This window comes from Rhizobacter sp. P5_C2 (genome assembly GCF_054049715.1).
The window spans coordinates 12,805-28,940 of sequence record NZ_JBFULV010000058.1; the positions used below are offsets into that span (position 1 = coordinate 12,805).

The 16,136-nt window shown below is 67.8% G+C and carries 13 protein-coding genes and 1 pseudogene; 3 read left to right on the forward strand and 11 right to left on the reverse strand.

Going from position 1 to position 16,136, the window contains the following annotated elements:
• Positions 1 to 115 precede the first annotated feature (115 nt).
• From ACXJLU_RS20675 to ACXJLU_RS20685, 3 genes and pseudogenes are all read left to right on the forward strand, one after another.
• Positions 116 to 1,510, forward strand: a complete 1,395-nt coding sequence (locus ACXJLU_RS20675) for an undecaprenyl-phosphate glucose phosphotransferase (protein ID WP_457334190.1) — start codon at positions 116 to 118, stop codon at positions 1,508 to 1,510.
• A 9-nt stretch (positions 1,511 to 1,519) separates the two neighbouring features.
• Positions 1,520 to 2,749, forward strand: coding sequence for a porin family protein (locus ACXJLU_RS20680; RefSeq protein WP_457334192.1), 1,230 nt, complete (start codon positions 1,520 to 1,522; stop codon positions 2,747 to 2,749).
• Between the two features lie 757 nt (positions 2,750 to 3,506).
• Positions 3,507 to 3,620 (forward strand): annotated as a pseudogene (locus ACXJLU_RS20685) (PEP-CTERM sorting domain-containing protein); the annotation flags it as partial.
• A 716-nt stretch (positions 3,621 to 4,336) separates the two neighbouring features.
• Here the strand turns inward: ACXJLU_RS20685 and ACXJLU_RS20690 are convergent.
• The 11 genes from ACXJLU_RS20690 to ACXJLU_RS20740 all read right to left on the reverse strand — a co-directional run bounded on the left by ACXJLU_RS20690 (position 4,337) and on the right by ACXJLU_RS20740 (position 16,134).
• On the reverse strand, positions 4,337 to 5,428 hold the full coding sequence (locus ACXJLU_RS20690) for a nucleotidyltransferase family protein (RefSeq protein ID WP_457334240.1): 1,092 nt from the start codon (positions 5,426 to 5,428) through the stop codon (positions 4,337 to 4,339).
• 8 nt (positions 5,429 to 5,436) lie between these two features.
• Positions 5,437 to 5,985: a dTDP-4-dehydrorhamnose 3,5-epimerase gene (gene rfbC, locus ACXJLU_RS20695; protein WP_457334194.1), complete on the reverse strand. Its 549-nt coding sequence runs from the start codon at positions 5,983 to 5,985 to the stop codon at positions 5,437 to 5,439.
• On the reverse strand, positions 5,985 to 6,866 hold the full coding sequence (gene rfbA / locus ACXJLU_RS20700) for a glucose-1-phosphate thymidylyltransferase RfbA (protein ID WP_457334196.1): 882 nt from the start codon (positions 6,864 to 6,866) through the stop codon (positions 5,985 to 5,987). Before rfbA ends, rfbC begins: the two co-directional genes overlap by 1 nt.
• A gap of 25 nt (positions 6,867 to 6,891) precedes the next feature.
• Positions 6,892 to 7,788: a dTDP-4-dehydrorhamnose reductase gene (gene rfbD / locus ACXJLU_RS20705; protein WP_073468413.1), complete on the reverse strand. Its 897-nt coding sequence runs from the start codon at positions 7,786 to 7,788 to the stop codon at positions 6,892 to 6,894.
• Positions 7,785 to 8,855: a dTDP-glucose 4,6-dehydratase gene (gene rfbB / locus ACXJLU_RS20710; protein WP_457334198.1), complete on the reverse strand. Its 1,071-nt coding sequence runs from the start codon at positions 8,853 to 8,855 to the stop codon at positions 7,785 to 7,787. The genes rfbD and rfbB overlap by 4 nt, the downstream gene beginning before the upstream one ends.
• 16 nt (positions 8,856 to 8,871) lie before the next feature.
• Positions 8,872 to 10,326 carry a mannose-1-phosphate guanylyltransferase/mannose-6-phosphate isomerase gene (locus ACXJLU_RS20715; protein WP_457334200.1) on the reverse strand — a complete coding sequence of 485 codons (1,455 nt, stop codon included), beginning with the start codon at positions 10,324 to 10,326 and terminating at the stop codon, positions 8,872 to 8,874.
• A gap of 45 nt (positions 10,327 to 10,371) precedes the next feature.
• Complete coding sequence (locus tag ACXJLU_RS20720; RefSeq protein WP_457334202.1) at positions 10,372 to 11,250, reverse strand: 2OG-Fe(II) oxygenase; 879 nt, start codon at positions 11,248 to 11,250, stop codon at positions 10,372 to 10,374.
• A 346-nt stretch (positions 11,251 to 11,596) separates the two neighbouring features.
• Entirely contained in the window at positions 11,597 to 12,739 is a 1,143-nt protein-coding gene (locus ACXJLU_RS20725; RefSeq protein WP_457334204.1) for a DUF1972 domain-containing protein, read from the reverse strand.
• Between the two features lie 2 nt (positions 12,740 to 12,741).
• Positions 12,742 to 13,902: a glycosyltransferase family 4 protein gene (locus tag ACXJLU_RS20730; RefSeq protein WP_457334206.1), complete on the reverse strand. Its 1,161-nt coding sequence runs from the start codon at positions 13,900 to 13,902 to the stop codon at positions 12,742 to 12,744.
• Positions 13,902 to 15,062 carry a glycosyltransferase gene (locus tag ACXJLU_RS20735; RefSeq protein WP_457334208.1) on the reverse strand — a complete coding sequence of 387 codons (1,161 nt, stop codon included), beginning with the start codon at positions 15,060 to 15,062 and terminating at the stop codon, positions 13,902 to 13,904. The genes ACXJLU_RS20730 and ACXJLU_RS20735 overlap by 1 nt, the downstream gene beginning before the upstream one ends.
• Positions 15,046 to 16,134, reverse strand: a complete 1,089-nt coding sequence (locus ACXJLU_RS20740) for a glycoside hydrolase family 99-like domain-containing protein (RefSeq protein ID WP_457334210.1) — start codon at positions 16,132 to 16,134, stop codon at positions 15,046 to 15,048. Before ACXJLU_RS20740 ends, ACXJLU_RS20735 begins: the two co-directional genes overlap by 17 nt.
• Positions 16,135 to 16,136: the final 2 nt, after the last annotated feature.

A 16,136-nucleotide genomic window follows, 5' to 3' on the forward strand; every position in this document is an offset into this window, starting at 1 on the left:
AGGTGCCCGTGTTCACCCTCTGGCGCCGGAAGAGAAATTCAGTTACAGGGACGGGTGGTGCTGGCACGCCTCGTGCGTGAGAGGTCCGTGACATTTTCAACGGACTCCTTCCCCCATGTTCGAAGAACGCAGCCATAGGCAGTTGTTCCTCGGTGCACCACCCTCGGTGACGTCCTTCATCGCCGCGGTGATGGAGCCGTTGCTGACCGTGCTGTGCTATCTCGCCGTCAGCAGCGCGTTCAACGAGCCGGTCGAACGGCCGGCGCTGACGCTGTGCATGCTGGTGCTGGTGCTCAGCTTCCCCGGCGTCAACCGCTTCAAGGACCGCAGCCTCAACGCGGCGATCGACATCCTCAGCGCGTGGATCGCGTTGCTCGGCATCCTGCTGCTGTGCGGCTATGCGACCGACAGCCTGAAGTTCTTCGAGTGGCGCGTGCTGGCCTGGTGGGCCGGGGTGACGCCGGTCGTGCAATGGGTCGCCGTGCGCCTCGGCAAGGAAGCGCTGCGCCGCCTGGCGTTGCGGCCGGAGTACCGCCGCAATGCGGTGGTGGTCGGGGCCGGGCCACTGGGCGCCAAGGTGCTGGAGTCGCTGAAGGCGCGGCGCTCGTTCGGGCAGGACTTCGTCGGCTTCTTCGAGGACCGCTCGCCGGATCGCCTGCACCCCGATGCCCGCGAGCATGTGAAGGGCCGCTTCGAGGACCTGGCCGAGTGGGTGCGCCGCAACGGCGTGCGCGATGTCTACATCACGCTGCCGCTGACCTCGCAGCCGCGCATCGTGAACCTGCTGGCCTCGCTGCAGGACACGACCGCGTCGGTGTACTACGCGCCCGACGTGTTCGGCGTCAGCGTGATCCAGGGGCGCCTGCAGGACATGGCCGGCCTGCCGGTGGTGAGCCTGCTGGAGTCGCCGTTCACCGGCACCAACGACCTCATCAAGCGCTTCAGCGACATCGTGATCGCGTCGCTGATCCTGCTGCTGATCTCGCCGGTGATGGTGGCGCTCGCGATCGGCGTGAAGCTGAGTTCGCCCGGGCCGGTGATCTTCCGCCAGAAGCGCAACGGGCTCGATGGCGAAGAGATCGAGGTCTACAAGTTCCGTTCGATGACGACGCAGGACAACGGCGCGGTGGTCAAGCAGGCGACGCGCGGCGATGCACGCATCACGCCGTTCGGTGCGTTCATCCGCAAGACCTCGCTGGACGAGTTGCCGCAGCTGATCAACGTGCTGCAGGGCCGCATGAGCATCGTCGGGCCGCGCCCGCATGCGGTGGCGCACAACGAGCAGTACCGCAAGATGATCCAGGCCTACATGGTGCGCCACAAGGTGCGTCCGGGCATCACCGGCTGGGCGCAGGTGAACGGCTTCCGGGGCGAGACCGACACGCTGGACAAGATGGCCGCGCGCGTCGAGTACGACCTCGAGTACCTGCGCAACTGGTCGATCGGGCTGGACCTGATGATCATCGTGCGCACCGTGCGGCTGGTGCTGTTCGACCGCAATGCATATTGATGGACTTGCATGAATCGCAGTAACGCTCTTTCTCCCGTGGTGGCATTGGTTCTGGCTGGAGGCGCCGCGACGGCTTTCGCCGGTGATGAATCCGACCCGTACGTGTTCGGCTTCAGCCAGGCGGTCTCGGCCGAGAACAACCTGTTCCGCGTGCCCGACGGCGAGGTGAGGTCGCGCGACGCGATCTCGTCGACCGGGCTGCGGGCCGCGATCGACCAGCCGTTCGGCCGGCAGCATTTCACCGCCGGGCTCGAGGCCAACGTCAACCGCTACAAGAACAACACGCAGCTGAACAACACCGACCACCGGCTGTCGGCGCGGCTCGACTGGTCGACCATCGAGCGCGTGTCGGGCGAGTTGACGGCCGAGCAGCGCAGCAGCCTGTACCGCTACGACCTCGACAGCCAGAACCGCTACACCGGCAAGAACCAGCTGCGCACGACGGGCGCCGGGCTGCAGGTGCGTGTGGGCGTCGTCACCGCGTGGACGCTGGAGGGCGGCTGGGCCGGCAACCAGAGCCGCTATTCGGCCGATGAGTTCAGCAACCGCGACGTGCGCCAGCAGACGGTGAACGCCGGCGTGCGCTGGGCCGATGCCGATGCGCTGAGCGTGCGCGTGGGCGGCCGGCACACCGAGGGGCGCTTCCCGAACTTCGGCGTCGAGCCCGACGAGTTCCGCCGCAACGACGTCGACCTCAGCCTGCTGGCGAAGCCGAACGGCCTGAGCACGCTGAACGCGCGCGTCAGCGTGACGCGCGAGACCCACTCGGTGCAGTCGCAGCGCGACGAGAACACCTGGACCGGCGCGCTGGGCTGGAACTGGCAGGCCACCGGCAAACTGAACTTCGACACCCAGCTGTCGCGCGACAGCAGCGTGGGCAGCAGCACCTTCGGCAGCGCGCTCAACGAGATCGATTCGAGCGACACGCGGATCAGCCACAGCCTGCAGCTGAAGGCCCGCTGGGACGCGACCGCGAAGATCCAGCTGACGGCGCAGGGCGGCTACACGCGCCGCAAGCTCGACAACGCCTTCATCGTCAACGGCGTGACTGCGCCGGCCGAGGGCGAGGACAGGACCGCCACCTACGGCCTCGGCATCGCGTGGCAACCGCTGCGCAGCCTGCAGTTCGCCTGCAACGTCGCCCGCGAGCACCGCCAGATCGTCGGCGACAACATCACGATCACCTACCCCTACAGCGCGACCAGCGCGAGCTGCTCGGGCCAGGTCAGCATCCGCTGAGCCGGCGCCTTGTCGGATGGCAGGGCGCGCAGCTTGCCGCGCCCTGAATGCATGCTGCGCCGCACCATGGGTGGGAGTTTCGCCCAGGCATGGACCATGCTGATGTGTCCATTTGAAGGCTGTTTGCAGCTTCTTGCAGGCAGTAACGAAGAGATACAGGGTGGGAATCGGCAAGCTTGGCATGCCGGTTGGTAGTTGCTGCGGCAAATTCGGCTTCTTTTGCGAGTCGAAGACAGGTTTGCCGTGGGGCTGCTCGGGCACGCAAGCTGCCTTGTACCCCGTGCGCCTCGATCTACCCCCCTCAAACTGGGGATGGGCCTTGAAAGTGGCGTGTGTCTTGCATAGGGGAAAGCACCTAATCACCAGGAGGTATTCAATGAAGAAGTTCCTTGTTTCACTGGCCCTCACCGCGATGACCTTCGCGACCGGGTCGGCATTCGCCAGCAGCGAGAGCTGCGACGATCCGCTGAAGAGCAAGCTGGGTCAAAGCTTCTGCTATGAGGTCTTCGACAACCTCGCGCCGGGGATGTACAACGTCAGCTTCGAATATGAAGCGTCGAAGACGGGTGGTCCGCTGGACCGCACGCTCGACTTCGCTTTCCTGTTCGACAGCCAGAAGGGTCCGGGCACGTTCGACCAACTGTCCGACTCGACGAAGACGACCGGCTGGAACACGTACTCGTTCGTGACGAAGGCAGGCGGCGACAGCTTCCTGATCTTCGCGCTGCTGGGCGTGTACCCGCAGAAGTTCAGCCTGGCGCTGCAGAACATCACCGTCACGGCCGTTCCGGAACCGGCGACGTACGCGATGCTGCTGGCCGGCCTGGGCGCGATCGTGTTCGTGTCGCGCCGCCGTCGTCCGCAAGAGTGAGTTTCGGCCTCGCCTGAGGCCGCTTCGAAAGGCCCCGCAGCGCAAACTGCGGGGCCTTTCTGTTTGGTGTTGCTGCTTGCGCGCAAAGGCGCGGGTGGGGAGGCTGTGGCTCGCCGGACGGTGCGGTCTTCGCCCCTCTCGGGGCGAAGACTCCCCTCCGCTGACTGGTTTCATGGCCCGTCGCCCAAACTCCCTCCACTCACTTCGTTCGTTGTGGTCAAACAGTGGGCGACAGTCAGTTCACGAACGCGCTTCGCGCGGGGCCATGAAACCAGCCAGCTCCGGCGCCCCGTCCCTATTGGCGCTCCACAGCCTCCCCACCCGCGCCTTTGCGAACACCGCCGTGCTGTGTTTGGGGGGAAAAGATTGAAGTGACCGACGAAGCGCGCGAGCGCTCGCATGCTCGTCGGTCACTTCAATCTTTTCCCCCAAACAAAAGCGGCTGGTGGTTAGCGGCGCGGGGGGTGAGGGGATGGGCTGGGGGCGATTTCTGAGGCGACGAAGAAGCTCGGGTCCGTGGGTGGCGCGCGCCAGCGCGCTTCGTGGACTGACTCATCGCCACTGTTTGACCACAACGAACGAAGTGAGTGGAGGGAGTTTGGCGATGCACCCACGGATCCGAGCTTCTTCGTGGAGTCGGCCCCCGGGCCGACCGCCTCGGCATGAGCCCCCAGCCCATCCCCTCACCCCCCGCGCCGCGCCGCGCCGAGCCAGACTCAGGCCCGTGCGTCAGACCAGCGCAACGTGCACTCTTCGTCGCCCTGGTAGAAGGTCTTGCCTCTGCGATCCACGCAATACAACGGCGCCACGATCATGTCGCTGAAGGTCTGGCCTTCGCCGATACGGGTGTACTCGAACAGCACGCTGTGCGCGAGCGTCGAGTTGCGGCGCAGGTGACTGCCGGTGCCGATCCACGTCGGCCCCTGGATCGTCACCCCCGGCTCGATCTCCACGCCCGAGCCGATGTACACCGGCCCGTTGATCGTCACCTCGTCCCAGGGCACCCGCGTGTTCAGCCCCACCCACACGCCCGGCCGCACCTCGCGCCCCGGCATGTCCATCTGCGCCACCTCGCCGCGCAGCACCCGCTGCAGCACGCTCCAGTAGTCGCTGACGCGGCCGATGTCGATCCAGTTGAAGAAGCGGCTCTGCGCGTAGAACGGCAGCTTGCGCTCCACCATCAGCGGGAACAGCTGGCTGCCGATGTCGAACACCGTGTTGCTCGGCACCAGGTCGAGCACCGACGGCTCGAAGATGTAGATGCCGGTCGACGCCAGCGTGCTGTGCGCCTCGTCCGGCTTCGGCTTCTCCTGGAACGACTCGACGTGGCCGTTCTTGTCGCATTTCACGATGCCGTAGTTCTGCACCTCGCTGCGCGGCACGTCCAGCGTCACCACGCTCGCGATCGCCCCCTTGCTGCGGTGCTCGAACAGCGCCGCGCCGAAGTCCAGGTCGATCAGCGCATCGCCGCACAGCACGATGGTCGTCTCGTCGAAGAAGCCCGAGAAGTCCTGGATCTTCTTCATGCCGCCGGCCGACCCGCACGGCTTCGGCACGATCTCGCCATGCTCGCGCGCGCCTTCGTACGAATAGCCGATCTCGACGCCCCAGCGGTGGCCATCGCCGAAATGGCTCTCGATCTTCCAGTGGTTGAACGCGACGTTCACCATGATCTGCCGCACGCCGTAGCGCGCCAGGTGCTCGATCAGGTACTCCATCACCGGCTTGCCGAGGATCGGCACCATCGGCTTCGGCAGGTCGCGCGTCAGCGGACGCACGCGCGTGCCCTGGCCGGCCGCGAGGATCATCGCCTTCGTCATTCGAGCCTCGCCTTCTGCAGCGGCAGCGCCGCCGCATCCTTGGCCGACAGCTGCGGCGCACCACCCACGTCGGGCCAGGCAATCCCGAGTTCGGGATCGTCCCAGCGCACGCAACCCTCGGCTTGCGGCGCGTAGTAGTCGGTCGTCTTGTAGAGGAAGTCGGCCGTCTCGGTCAGCACCAGGAAGCCGTGCGCCAGGCCCGGCGGGATCCACATCTGGCGGTTGTTCTCGGCGCTCAGCTCCATGCCCACCCAGCGGCCGAAGCTCGGGCTCGAACGGCGGATGTCGACCGCCACGTCGAACACCGCGCCGCTCGTCACCCGCACCAGCTTGCCCTGGGCATGCGGCGCGTACTGGAAGTGCAGCCCGCGCAACACGCCTCGCGCCGAGCGCGAATGGTTGTCCTGCACGAAGACCAGCTCGCGCCCGACCGCCTCCGCGAACACGCGGCCGTTGTAGCTCTCCATGAAGAAGCCGCGCGCATCGCCGAACACCTTCGGCTCGAACGCCAGCACGTCGGCGATCTCGGTCTGGATGACTTTCATCAGAACACCTTGTCGTGCATCAGCTGGAGGAGGTACTGGCCGTACCCGCTCTTGGCCAGCGGCTTGGCCAGGGCCTCCAGCTGCGCCGACGTGATCCAGCCCTTGCGCCAGCAGATCTCTTCGGGGCAGCAGGCCTTCAGCCCCTGGCGCTTCTCGAGCGTCTGGATGAAGGCGCTCGCCTCCAGCAGCGAGTCGTGCGTGCCGGTGTCGAGCCACGCATCGCCGCGGCCGAAGATCTGCACTTCGAGCGTGCCGGCCTCGAGGTAGAGCCGGTTCAGGTCGGTGATCTCCAGCTCGCCGCGCGGGCTGGGCTTCAGGCTCTTCGCATACGGCACGACCTTGTCGTCGTAGAAGTACAGGCCGGTCACCGCATAGCGGCTCTTCGGCTGCTTCGGCTTCTCTTCGAGGCTGATCGCCTGCGCCTGGTCATTGAACTCGACCACGCCATAGCGCTCGGGGTCGGTCACCGGGTAGGCGAACACCGTCGCGCCGCTGGTGCGCGTGGCCGCATCGGTGAGCCGGGTGCCCAGGTCGTGGCCGTAGAAGATGTTGTCGCCCAGCACCAGCGCGCTCGGCGCGCCGGCCAGGAACTCCTCGCCGATCAGGAAGGCCTGCGCCAGGCCGTCCGGGCTCGGTTGCACCGCGTAGCTGAGGTCCAGCCCCCACTGCTTGCCGTCGCCCAGCAGTTGCTGGAAGCGCGGCGTGTCCTGCGGCGTGCTGATGATCAGGATCTCGCGGATGCCGGCCAGCAGCAGCGCGCTGAGCGGGTAGTAAATCATCGGCTTGTCGTACACCGGGATCAGCTGCTTGCTCAGCGCGAGCGTCGCCGGATGCAGCCGGGTGCCAGACCCCCCAGCCAGGATGATGCCTTTGCGGTTCATGTGTTCTCCCAAACGAATGTGATCTTCAGCCCAGCACTTCGGTGAGCATGCGCTCGACGCCGGCCTGCCACGTCGGCATGCGCAGCCCGAAGGCCTGGTTCAGCTTGTCGCACGACAGCCGCGAATTCAACGGCCGCTTCGCCGGTGTCGGGAACGAGGTGGTCGGCACCGGCTCGATCGCCTCGGGCGCCACCTTGATCGCGTGGCCGCGTGCGCGCGCCCATTCGATGACGAAGCGCGCGTAGCCGTGCCAGCTGGTCTCGCCGGCGGCCACCGCGTGGTAGGTACCGGCCAGCTTCGCATCGGCGATCGCGGCGCGCAGCGCATGCACGCTGACGTCGGCCAGCAGGTCGGCCCCGGTCGGTGCGCCGACCTGGTCGTCGATCACCGTCAGGCGCTCGCGTTCGCCGGCGAGCCGCAGCATCGTGCGCGCGAAGTTGCCGCCGCGGGCCGCATAGACCCAGCTGGTGCGCAGGATCAGGTGCTTGCAGCCGCTGCCGCGGATCAGCTCCTCGGCCTCGAGCTTGGTCTGGCCGTAGACGCTGAGCGGGCCGGTCGGCGCGTCTTCGCGGCGCGGTGTGTTGCCGCTGCCGTCGAACACGTAGTCGGTGCTGTAGTGCAGCAGCCAGGCGCCGAGCGCGGCGGCCTCGCGCGCCAGCACGCCGGGGCCGGTGGCGTTGATCGCGCGTGCCAGCGTCGGCTCGCTCTCGGCCTTGTCGACCGCGGTGTGGGCCGCGGCATTGACGATCACGTCCGGGTTGACCGCACGCACCGTCGCGGCCAGCGTGTCGGGCTTCGAGAAATCGGCCTTCAGCGCACCGGGCGTGTCGAAGTCGAGCGCGGTCAGCTCGCCCAGCGGCGCGAGCGCCCGCTGCAGCTCCCAACCGACCTGCCCACCCTTGCCGAGCAGGAGGATCTTCATGCCGCAGCCGCCTCGCCGTAGTTCTTCGCGACCCAGTCGCGGTAGCCGCCGCTCTGCACGTTGGCGACCCAGCCGGCGTTGTCGAGGTACCACTGCACCGTCTTGCGGATGCCGGTGTCGAAGGTCTCGGCCGGGCGCCAGCCGAGTTCGCGCTCGACCTTGCGCGCATCGATCGCATAGCGGCGGTCGTGGCCGGGGCGGTCCTTCACGTAGGTGATCAGGCGCGTGTACGAACCGGCGGCATCGGGCTTCAGTTCGTCGAGCAGCGCGCAGATCGTGTGGACGATCTCCAGGTTGGTCTTCTCGTTCCAGCCGCCGATGTTGTAGGTCTCGCCGACGCGGCCACCGGCCAGCACCGCGCGGATCGCGCTCGCGTGGTCGCGCACGTACAGCCAGTCGCGCACGTTCTGGCCGTCGCCGTAGATCGGCAGCGCCTTGCCCGCGAGTGCATTGACGATCATCAGCGGGATCAGCTTCTCGGGGAAGTGATAAGGCCCGTAGTTGTTGCTGCAATTGGTGGTGACGACCGGCAGCCCGTACGTGTGGTGCCAGGCGCGCACCAGGTGGTCGCTGGCCGCCTTGCTGGCCGAGTACGGGCTGTTCGGCTCGAAGCCCTTGGTTTCGGCAAAGGCCGGGTCGGTCGGCGACAGCGAGCCGTAGACCTCATCGGTGCTGACGTGGTGGAAGCGGAACGCGGCCTTCGCGTCGCCTTCGAGCGTGCTCCACAACCCGCGTGCGGCTTCGAGCAGCGTGAAGCTGCCGTCGATGTTGGTGCGCATGAACGCGCCGGGGCCGTGGATGCTGCGGTCGACATGGCTCTCGGCCGCGAAGTGCACGATCGCGCGCGGCGTGTGCTGGGCGAGCGTCGCGTCGACCAGCGCGCGGTCGCAGATGTCGCCCTTCACGAACACATGGCGCGCATCGCCGGCCAGCGACGCGAGGTTCTCGAGGTTGCCGGCATAGGTCAGCGCGTCGAGGTTGACGACGGTCTCGTCGCTCTGCGCCAGCCAGTCCAGCACGAAGTTGCTGCCGATGAAGCCGGCGCCGCCGGTCACGAGGATGGTCATGAAGGGATCCCTGTCTTTACTTGGTGCGGCCGTAGGTGTCCTCGAAGCGGACGATGTCGTCCTCGCCGAGGTACGAGCCCGATTGGACTTCGATGATCTCCAGCGGCACCTTGCCGGGGTTCGCGAGCCGGTGCGTCTGGCCGAGCGGGATGTAGGTGCTCTGGTTCTCGCTGAGGATCATCACCTTGTCGCCGTTGGTGATCTCGGCGGTGCCGCAGACGACGATCCAGTGCTCGGCGCGGTGGTGGTGCATCTGCAGGCTCAGCGAGGCGCCCGGGTTGACCAGGATGCGCTTGACCTGGAAGCGCGCGCCGGAATCGATGCTGTCGTACCAGCCCCAGGGGCGGTGCACCTTGCGGTGCAGCGTGTGCTCGCCGCGGCCGCGCGCGCCGAGTTCGGTGACGATCTTCTTGACCTCCTGGCTGCGCGAACGGTCGCTGACCATCACCGCATCGGCCGTCTCGACGACGACCACGTCGCTCAGCCCGACCACGCTGACCAGCCGGCTGGTGGCATGCACCAGCGTGTTGTCGCTGTCCTGCAGCAGCACGTCGCCGACGCTGGCATTGCCGCGCGCATCCTTCTCGGCCACCTGCCAGACCGCGTCCCAGGCGCCGAGGTCGTTCCAGCCGGCGTCCAGCGCCACCATGCGGATGTCGAAGGCGCTGCCGGGGCAGCGCTCCATCACCGCGTAGTCGACCGATTCAGAAGGCACGGCAGCGAACTCGGCCTTGCCGGGGCGGATGAACTTGGCATCGCTGCCGCGGGCGGCCCACGAGGCGCGGGTGGCGGCCGCGATGTCGGGGCGGAAGTGATCGAGTGCGGCCAGCCACACCGAGGCCTTCAGCACGAACATGCCGCTGTTCCACAGGTACTGGCCTTCGCGCAGGTAGTGCTCGGCGGTGGCGAGGTCGGGCTTCTCGACGAACTGCGCGACCTTCGCGTCGGGCGTGCTGCGGATGTAGCCGTAGCCGGTCTCGGGGCGGTCGGGCGTGATGCCGAGGATCACGATCGCGCCGTCGGCTGCAGCGCGCACGGCGCGCTGCAGCGCGGCGGTGAAGGCGGCGGGCCGGGTGACGGTCTGGTCGGACGGCGTCACGACGAGGATCGGGTCCTGCCCGTTCTCGACCGCGGCGAGTGCCGCGAGCGTCATCGCGGGCGCGGTGTTGCGGCCTTGCGGCTCCAGCACGACGGCGGCGGGCTCGACGCGCTGGTCGCGCAGCTGGTCGAGCACGAGGAAGCGGTGTTCCTCGTTGCCGATGATCAGCGGGGCCTGCACCGCGATGTCGGCGGCGCCGAGGCTGGCGACGCGCTGCACCGCCTGCTGGAACAGGCTCTGGTTGCCCGACAGCACGAGGAACTGCTTCGGGAAGCCGGCGCGCGACAGCGGCCACAGCCGCGTGCCGCTGCCACCGGCCATGATGACGGGGAGGACGGACAGCGTGGTCGGCGGGGTGGTGGGCGTGGACATGGCGGTTTCGTTCCGAAGGTCTTGTTGTGGGGGCGTGGGGATGAATTATCGGCGTGCCAGCCGCTTGATCGCCGAGACGACGATCGGCGGCAGGATCTGCTTGAGCAACTGTTTGCTGCGGTCGCTGCGGCTCGCGAACAGGTAGGTGGACAGCATGGCTTCGCGCCGGTCTTCGCGCGCGAATCGGTTGGCGTAGTAGTAGGCCGCGATGGAGCGTCGCGTGACGCCTTCCGGCACCGCGAGCGGCTTCGAATGGCCGTGGTAGTGGGTGCGGCCGTGGCTCATCAGGATCGAACGACCGAACTCGGGCTCGACGGTGCTGACGCACTGCTTGCGGTCGGCGTCCCACAGCTCGAGCGCGCCGTGCCATGGCGGCTGCCAGTCCTTGTTGAGGTAGGTGATGAACACCATCTCGTTGTTCAGCGCGGTGCGCGGGTGGCGATCGAAATCCGCATGGATGCCGAACGAGCCGCCGGACAGCGTTTCGTGCAGGCCGCCGCCGAACAGGTGGGCATCGCTGACCAGATCGGCCACGCCGGTGATGTGCGACAGCGTGTGCAGGAAGAAGCTCGAGCTGAGCGTCCAGAAATAAAGCTGGCTGGCCGGCCCCATGCGGGCCCCGACGCGCGAACGCTCGACGCGCGCATAGGCATTGGTCTGCGTGCTCCAGTTGTCGCGCGGCAGCACCTCGAACTCTTCGCGCACGAGTTCCAGCAGGCGGGGGTTGAACCAGTCCTGCACGACGAGGTGGGGGTAGGGGGTGGCCGACTGCATGCGGGCTCGCAACTCGTCGAGGTGCGTGATGTCGGCGAGGCGCGGCTCGATCAATTCATCGAGCGACAAGCGCACGCCGCGGATCGTGATGAAGGCGGAATCGTCGATGAGTGCCTTCGCAACTTCGACCTCGACAGGCAGGGACATCATGGCTTCGCTCTCGTGCGCCGTGGGCAACGAGCGATCGTAAGCAAGCGCAGGGCCGGTGGAGAGGGGGCCCCCCCTGAATGGGCGATGTCTGCTTGTGAGCAGCTGTTGTGTGGTGTCGTCGCTTCTGCGTGTCGCGGCGGGTGAGGGGATGGGCTGGGGGCTCACGCTGGCGCGTGCCATCCCCAAAGCCGATCTTCTCCGTCGCCCCAGAAATCGCCCCCAGCCCATCCCCTCACCCGCCGCTAAGCACCAGCCGCTCTGGTTGGGGGGAAAAGATTGAACAGAAGGTTGAGCATGCGAGCGCCCGCACGCTTCATCCGCCCATTTGGTCTCTTTCACCCCCATCTCAGGAAGCACGCCCTTGTTCGCGCGCACCCGCATCGCGAGCCGCCGGCAGCCACTGCAGCAGCAATTGCTCGTACTGCGCCAGGATGTGGTTCCAGGTGAAGCATTCCTCGAAGCGGCTGCGGCTGGCCTGCTGCATCGCGGCCAATCGCGCCGGGTCTTTCAGTACGGCGTCGAGCGTTGCCGCAAAACCATCGGCACCGCTGAAGTAGCCCGCCTGCGGCCCGGCCACCCAGCGGTTGAATCGGTTGTCGTGCGCGATCACCGCGTTGCCCGCGCCCAGCGCCTCTACCAGCGACGGGTTGGTGCCGCCCACCTGGTGGCCGTGCACGTACGCCATGCTGTGGAAACGCAGCGATTGCACCGTCGGCTTGTCGTAGATCGCGCCGACGAACTTCACTTCGGGGCTCGCGGCTTCCTTTACCGCGCGGTGGTACGCGTTGTCTTGTGAATAGTTGCCGAGCACCGTCAGCGTCACGCCGCGCGGCGCGCGCGAGAAGCCCTGCACCACCTCCAGGATCGAGTTCTCCGGCTCGGGTCTGGCCACCAGCGTCAGGTAGCGGCCGGGCTCCAGGCCCAGGCCGTGCACCGGGCCGGTCGGCATGTCGCGCAGCGGGTCGGCCCCATAGGCGATCGTCGTCACCTTGTTCGCGTTCACGCGCGTGCTCAGGTGGTGCTTGATCTCCGGGTGGTCGGCCACCAGGTGGTTGCCGAGCCAGCAACCGGCCCAGTCGTTCATCCAGAACCAGGTCTTCGCGACACCGCCCCACTTCGCGCGCGACCACTCGATGCCGTCCATGTTGATCAGGTTCGGCACGCCCTTCAACCGCAGCAGCGTGCAGAACACCGCCGTGTTGTAGCCGAGCGTCAGGCACAGGTCGCGGTGCTTCGCGGCATGGCGCGTGGCCTGCCAGTCGAACAGGATCGTGCCCTTCGGCCCGGGCGCATCCACCGGCATGCGCACCCGCTCGACACCGCGCCAGCTGTCTTCGAACACCGGGCCGGTGCCGTCCTCCTGGCAGTACACGATCACGCGCCAGCCGCGCTCCACCAGGTACAGCGCCAGGTGCTCGGCAAAGGTCTCGAAACCGCCGTGGGCGGCCGGCACGCCGCGCGTGCCGAGGATGCGGAGGGTCTTGTTCATGGTCAGGTCTGGATGTGAGCTTGCATGCGGCCCGGTTCGAAAAAGCGGCGCACACCGTGCACCAGCACCTGCGCCGACTGCTGCCAGTCGAATTGGCGCACCTGCTCCAGGCCCTGCACGCGCATGCGCTCGCGCAAGGCTGCATCGCCGAGCACCTGCCGCAACGCGGCGGCCAGCTCGGCGGGGGAATTCGGGTCGGCATACAGCGCCGCCGCACCGCCCACCTCGGGCAGCGACGTCGTGTTGGACGTGATCACCGGCACGCCGCTGGCCATCGCCTCGGCCACCGGCATGCCGAAGCCTTCGGCAAACGCCGGGTACGCGAACGCCAGCGCATGCCGCATCACCGCCGGCAAGGCCTGGTCGCCGACGCTCGACAGGAAGCGCACGCGCTGCTGCAGGCCATGCTTCATGACCGCCCGGTCGATCTGCTCGTAGCTGAAGTCGCGCTGGCCGACGATCACCAGCGGCGGCGCATCGGCACCGAGCTCGGCATACGCATGGATCAGCGTCTCGTGGTTCTTGCGCGGCTCCAGCCGGCCTACCGTCAGCAGGTAGCCGCCGGGTTCCAGCCCGAGCTCGCGCACCGCGTCGGCGCCATCGGGGCCGGGCCTGAAGCGCTGCGGGTCGACGCCGTTGTAGGTGATCGCGATGTCATCCGCGGTCACGCCGTACAGCCGCGCGATCTCGCCCTTCGAGAACTGGCTCACCGCGAACAGCAGCTTCGCGTGCCGCGCCGCATGCCGGAACGTCAGCTTCGACTGCAGCACGAAGCTGCGCGGGAAGAACTGCGGGTGCGTCTCGAACAGCAGGTCGTGGATGGTGCAGGCACACGCGCCGGTGCGCACGAACGGCAGCCGGTACTGCATGTGCAGCAGGTCGATGCGGTGCTTCCACTGCAGCCACGGCAGTTGCAGCCCGAGACGGATCGGCGCGCGCTGGTGCGTCATGCGCACCAGTTCGACGTTCGGCGCACGGAACTCGGCGTGCGCCTCGCGCAGGCTGTCGATGCCGTCGAGCAGGAACACGAAGTCGATGTCCGGCGCGAGCCGGATCGCCTCGCGGTACAGCCCGAGGATGTGGCTGCGCGAGCCCTGGAAGATGCCGTCCCAGGTGTGGAAGTCCACGCCGAGGCGCGGGCGGCGGGTGGTCGTGATCGTCATCAAGGTGTGCGCAAGGTCGTGGCAGGAACGGCCGCGGGCTCATGGCCCGCACCGACGAGACGGCGGCTCAGCTCGACGTGGCGCATCGCGAAGCCCTCCGAGCTGAGGCGCCGATCGAGCAGCCGCTGCTGCGCCTGCGCGACCTGGGCTGCGCGCCGGCCCGGCGTCGTCACCAGCGCATCGATCGCGCGCCACAGGTCGGCCGCGTCGTGCGGCGCGCAGAACGCGATGCCGTCGTCGTCGAAGTAGTGGTCGAGCCCGCCGGCCCGCGTGGCGACCACCGGCACGCCGCGCGCGGTCGCTTCGAGCACCGCGGTCAGGCCGGAGGCGTGCAGGTTCTCGTGCAGCGGCACCACGACGCAATCGGCCCAGCCGTAGTTCGCGACCACCTCGGCCTGCGTCATCGCCTGCGCGCTGATGTTGGGCTGTGCCAGGCGCGCCGGAAAATGGCTCGAGCCGATCCGCAGCTCGACGCCGGCGCGGCCGCCCAGCGCCTGCGCGAGCGTCTCCCAGTCGCGGTGCCGGTCGTTGCCGAGCGCCAGCACGTGCAGCGGCCGCGTGCCGTCGAGTTCGGCCTGCGGCCGCTCGGTGGCGATCGGGTAGCTGTCGAGCGAGATGCCGAAGTCGACGATCACCTGCCGCTCGCCCAGGTCGAGCTCGCGGGCGCGCACCATGTTCAGCGGCGAGTGGAAGGTGGCCGCCTCGGCATCGCCCATCAGCCAGCGCACGAAGCGGCGGCGCACACCCGACCAGCGACTCCATTCGTCGACCAGCCAGATCGACTGCGCAATGATCGGTGCGGTGACGATGCCCGCGCGGCGCAGCAGTCCGACCCCCAGGTGCTCGTACTCGGTGTGCGTCCAGATCACGCCGGCGCGGTCGGCGTGCAGCAGCGCGCGGTTCGCCCACACATGCCGCAGGTCGAAGCCGAGCAGCTTGCGCAGCGCGCGGTCGACCAGGCCGAGCGCGCCCGGCCAGGTCGGCGTCGCGCGCGAGAAGCTCAGGCTGCAGCCCTGCTGCAGCGCATGGTGGTAGCCGTAGGGCGTCGCATCGGGCACCTCGCCGCGCGCATGGCGCTGCGCCCAGGCGGCCACGTCCAGGTGCCGCGGCAGCAGCACCGTCACGCGCAACGCGGCGGCTGCGTCAGGGGACGAAGACATCCTGAATCCTCTCCAGGTACTGCATGCCGAACTTCTTGGTCGGCTCGATGATCGAGCCCTCGCCATACTCGTTCCAGCAGCACAGCACGCCGATGCGCTTGGTGCGGTCGGGGTTGGCGTCCATCAGCGCCTTGCCGGCGCGCAGGTGGGCCTCGAAGGTGGCCGGCGTCGACACCGAGTTGTCGTGCCCCGGCTGCGAGCTGCCGCCCCAGGGGGTGCGGTCCCAGCCGGCCGTCATCGGAACGAAGTACGGCAGCTTGCTGTACTTCACGATCCAGTTCCACTGCATGCGGTAGTACTGGTCGAGCTCGTCGTAGCTCTTCGAGTACGGGGTGCGCGTCGAATCCTCGCCGGCGATGCCGAAGTGGTAGTTGTAGGCCGAAATCGCGTCGAAGCCGCCGTTGAATGCGTAGTCCCTGACCCAGAACTGCGAGGCCACCACGCCGAGCACGAAGTAGATGCCCGGCAGCCCGGCGGCGCTCGCTCGGGCCCGCGCGCGGGTCAGCATCGCCGCGGTCGTCGTCTGCATCGCGGTCGCCTGGCCGCGCAGCACGTCGGGCGAGAACACGAACATCACCGGCTTGTTGTCGATGCGCAGGTACTCCGGCCGCTTCATGTGGTTGGCGATCCAGAAATCGACCAGCGCATCCCACTCGGCCAGCGTCTTCGGCTCGGCGGTGTGGTTGGCCCACATCAGCGTGTACTTGACCTTCGAGCGCTGCGCCGCGGCCAGGTAGGCCAGCACCGAGGTCTGCAACGCCGGCTTCGCGTTCTCCCAGTACCAGTCGAAGATCACGAACGAGATGCCGGCATCGGCCATCCAGCCGAGCTGGCGGTCCAGCGTGACGGCCTTGTCGTCGCGGTACCAGCCGAGCATCGGCTCGCGGTCCTTCGCGAACGGCTTGATCGACGACCAGGTGTCAGGCTCGGCCGCGCCCTTCACGTTGGGCGACCAGCCGGGGTAGTAGTAGATGCCCAGCTGGTAGGGCGTGGCGGACCACGCCGACCACGGCGCCGCACAGCAGGCCAGCGCGAGGACCGCTCGAAGAAGACCGCGGGTAACCACGTTCATGG

Bases quoted from the DNA above. Each gene is read 5' to 3' on its own strand.
- ACXJLU_RS20735 (WP_457334208.1), bottom strand. From the start codon at position 15,062: ATGTCTTCGTCCCCTGACGCAGCCGCCGCGTTGCGCGTGACGGTGCTG.
- ACXJLU_RS20725 (WP_457334204.1), bottom strand. From the start codon at position 12,739: ATGAACAAGACCCTCCGCATCCTCGGCACGCGCGGCGTGCCGGCCGCC.
- rfbC (WP_457334194.1), bottom strand. From the start codon at position 5,985: ATGAAAGTCATCCAGACCGAGATCGCCGACGTGCTGGCGTTCGAGCCG.
- ACXJLU_RS20730 (WP_457334206.1), bottom strand. From the start codon at position 13,902: ATGACGATCACGACCACCCGCCGCCCGCGCCTCGGCGTGGACTTCCAC.
- rfbB (WP_457334198.1), bottom strand. From the start codon at position 8,855: ATGACCATCCTCGTGACCGGCGGCGCCGGCTTCATCGGCAGCAACTTC.
- ACXJLU_RS20690 (WP_457334240.1), bottom strand. From the start codon at position 5,428: ATGATCCTCGCGGCCGGCCAGGGCACGCGCGTGCGTCCGCTGACGCGC.
- rfbD (WP_073468413.1), bottom strand. From the start codon at position 7,788: ATGAAGATCCTCCTGCTCGGCAAGGGTGGGCAGGTCGGTTGGGAGCTG.
- ACXJLU_RS20680 (WP_457334192.1), top strand. From the start codon at position 1,520: ATGAATCGCAGTAACGCTCTTTCTCCCGTGGTGGCATTGGTTCTGGCT.
- ACXJLU_RS20675 (WP_457334190.1), top strand. From the start codon at position 116: ATGTTCGAAGAACGCAGCCATAGGCAGTTGTTCCTCGGTGCACCACCC.
- ACXJLU_RS20740 (WP_457334210.1), bottom strand. From the start codon at position 16,134: ATGAACGTGGTTACCCGCGGTCTTCTTCGAGCGGTCCTCGCGCTGGCC.
- ACXJLU_RS20720 (WP_457334202.1), bottom strand. From the start codon at position 11,250: ATGATGTCCCTGCCTGTCGAGGTCGAAGTTGCGAAGGCACTCATCGAC.
- rfbA (WP_457334196.1), bottom strand. From the start codon at position 6,866: ATGAACCGCAAAGGCATCATCCTGGCTGGGGGGTCTGGCACCCGGCTG.
- ACXJLU_RS20715 (WP_457334200.1), bottom strand. From the start codon at position 10,326: ATGTCCACGCCCACCACCCCGCCGACCACGCTGTCCGTCCTCCCCGTC.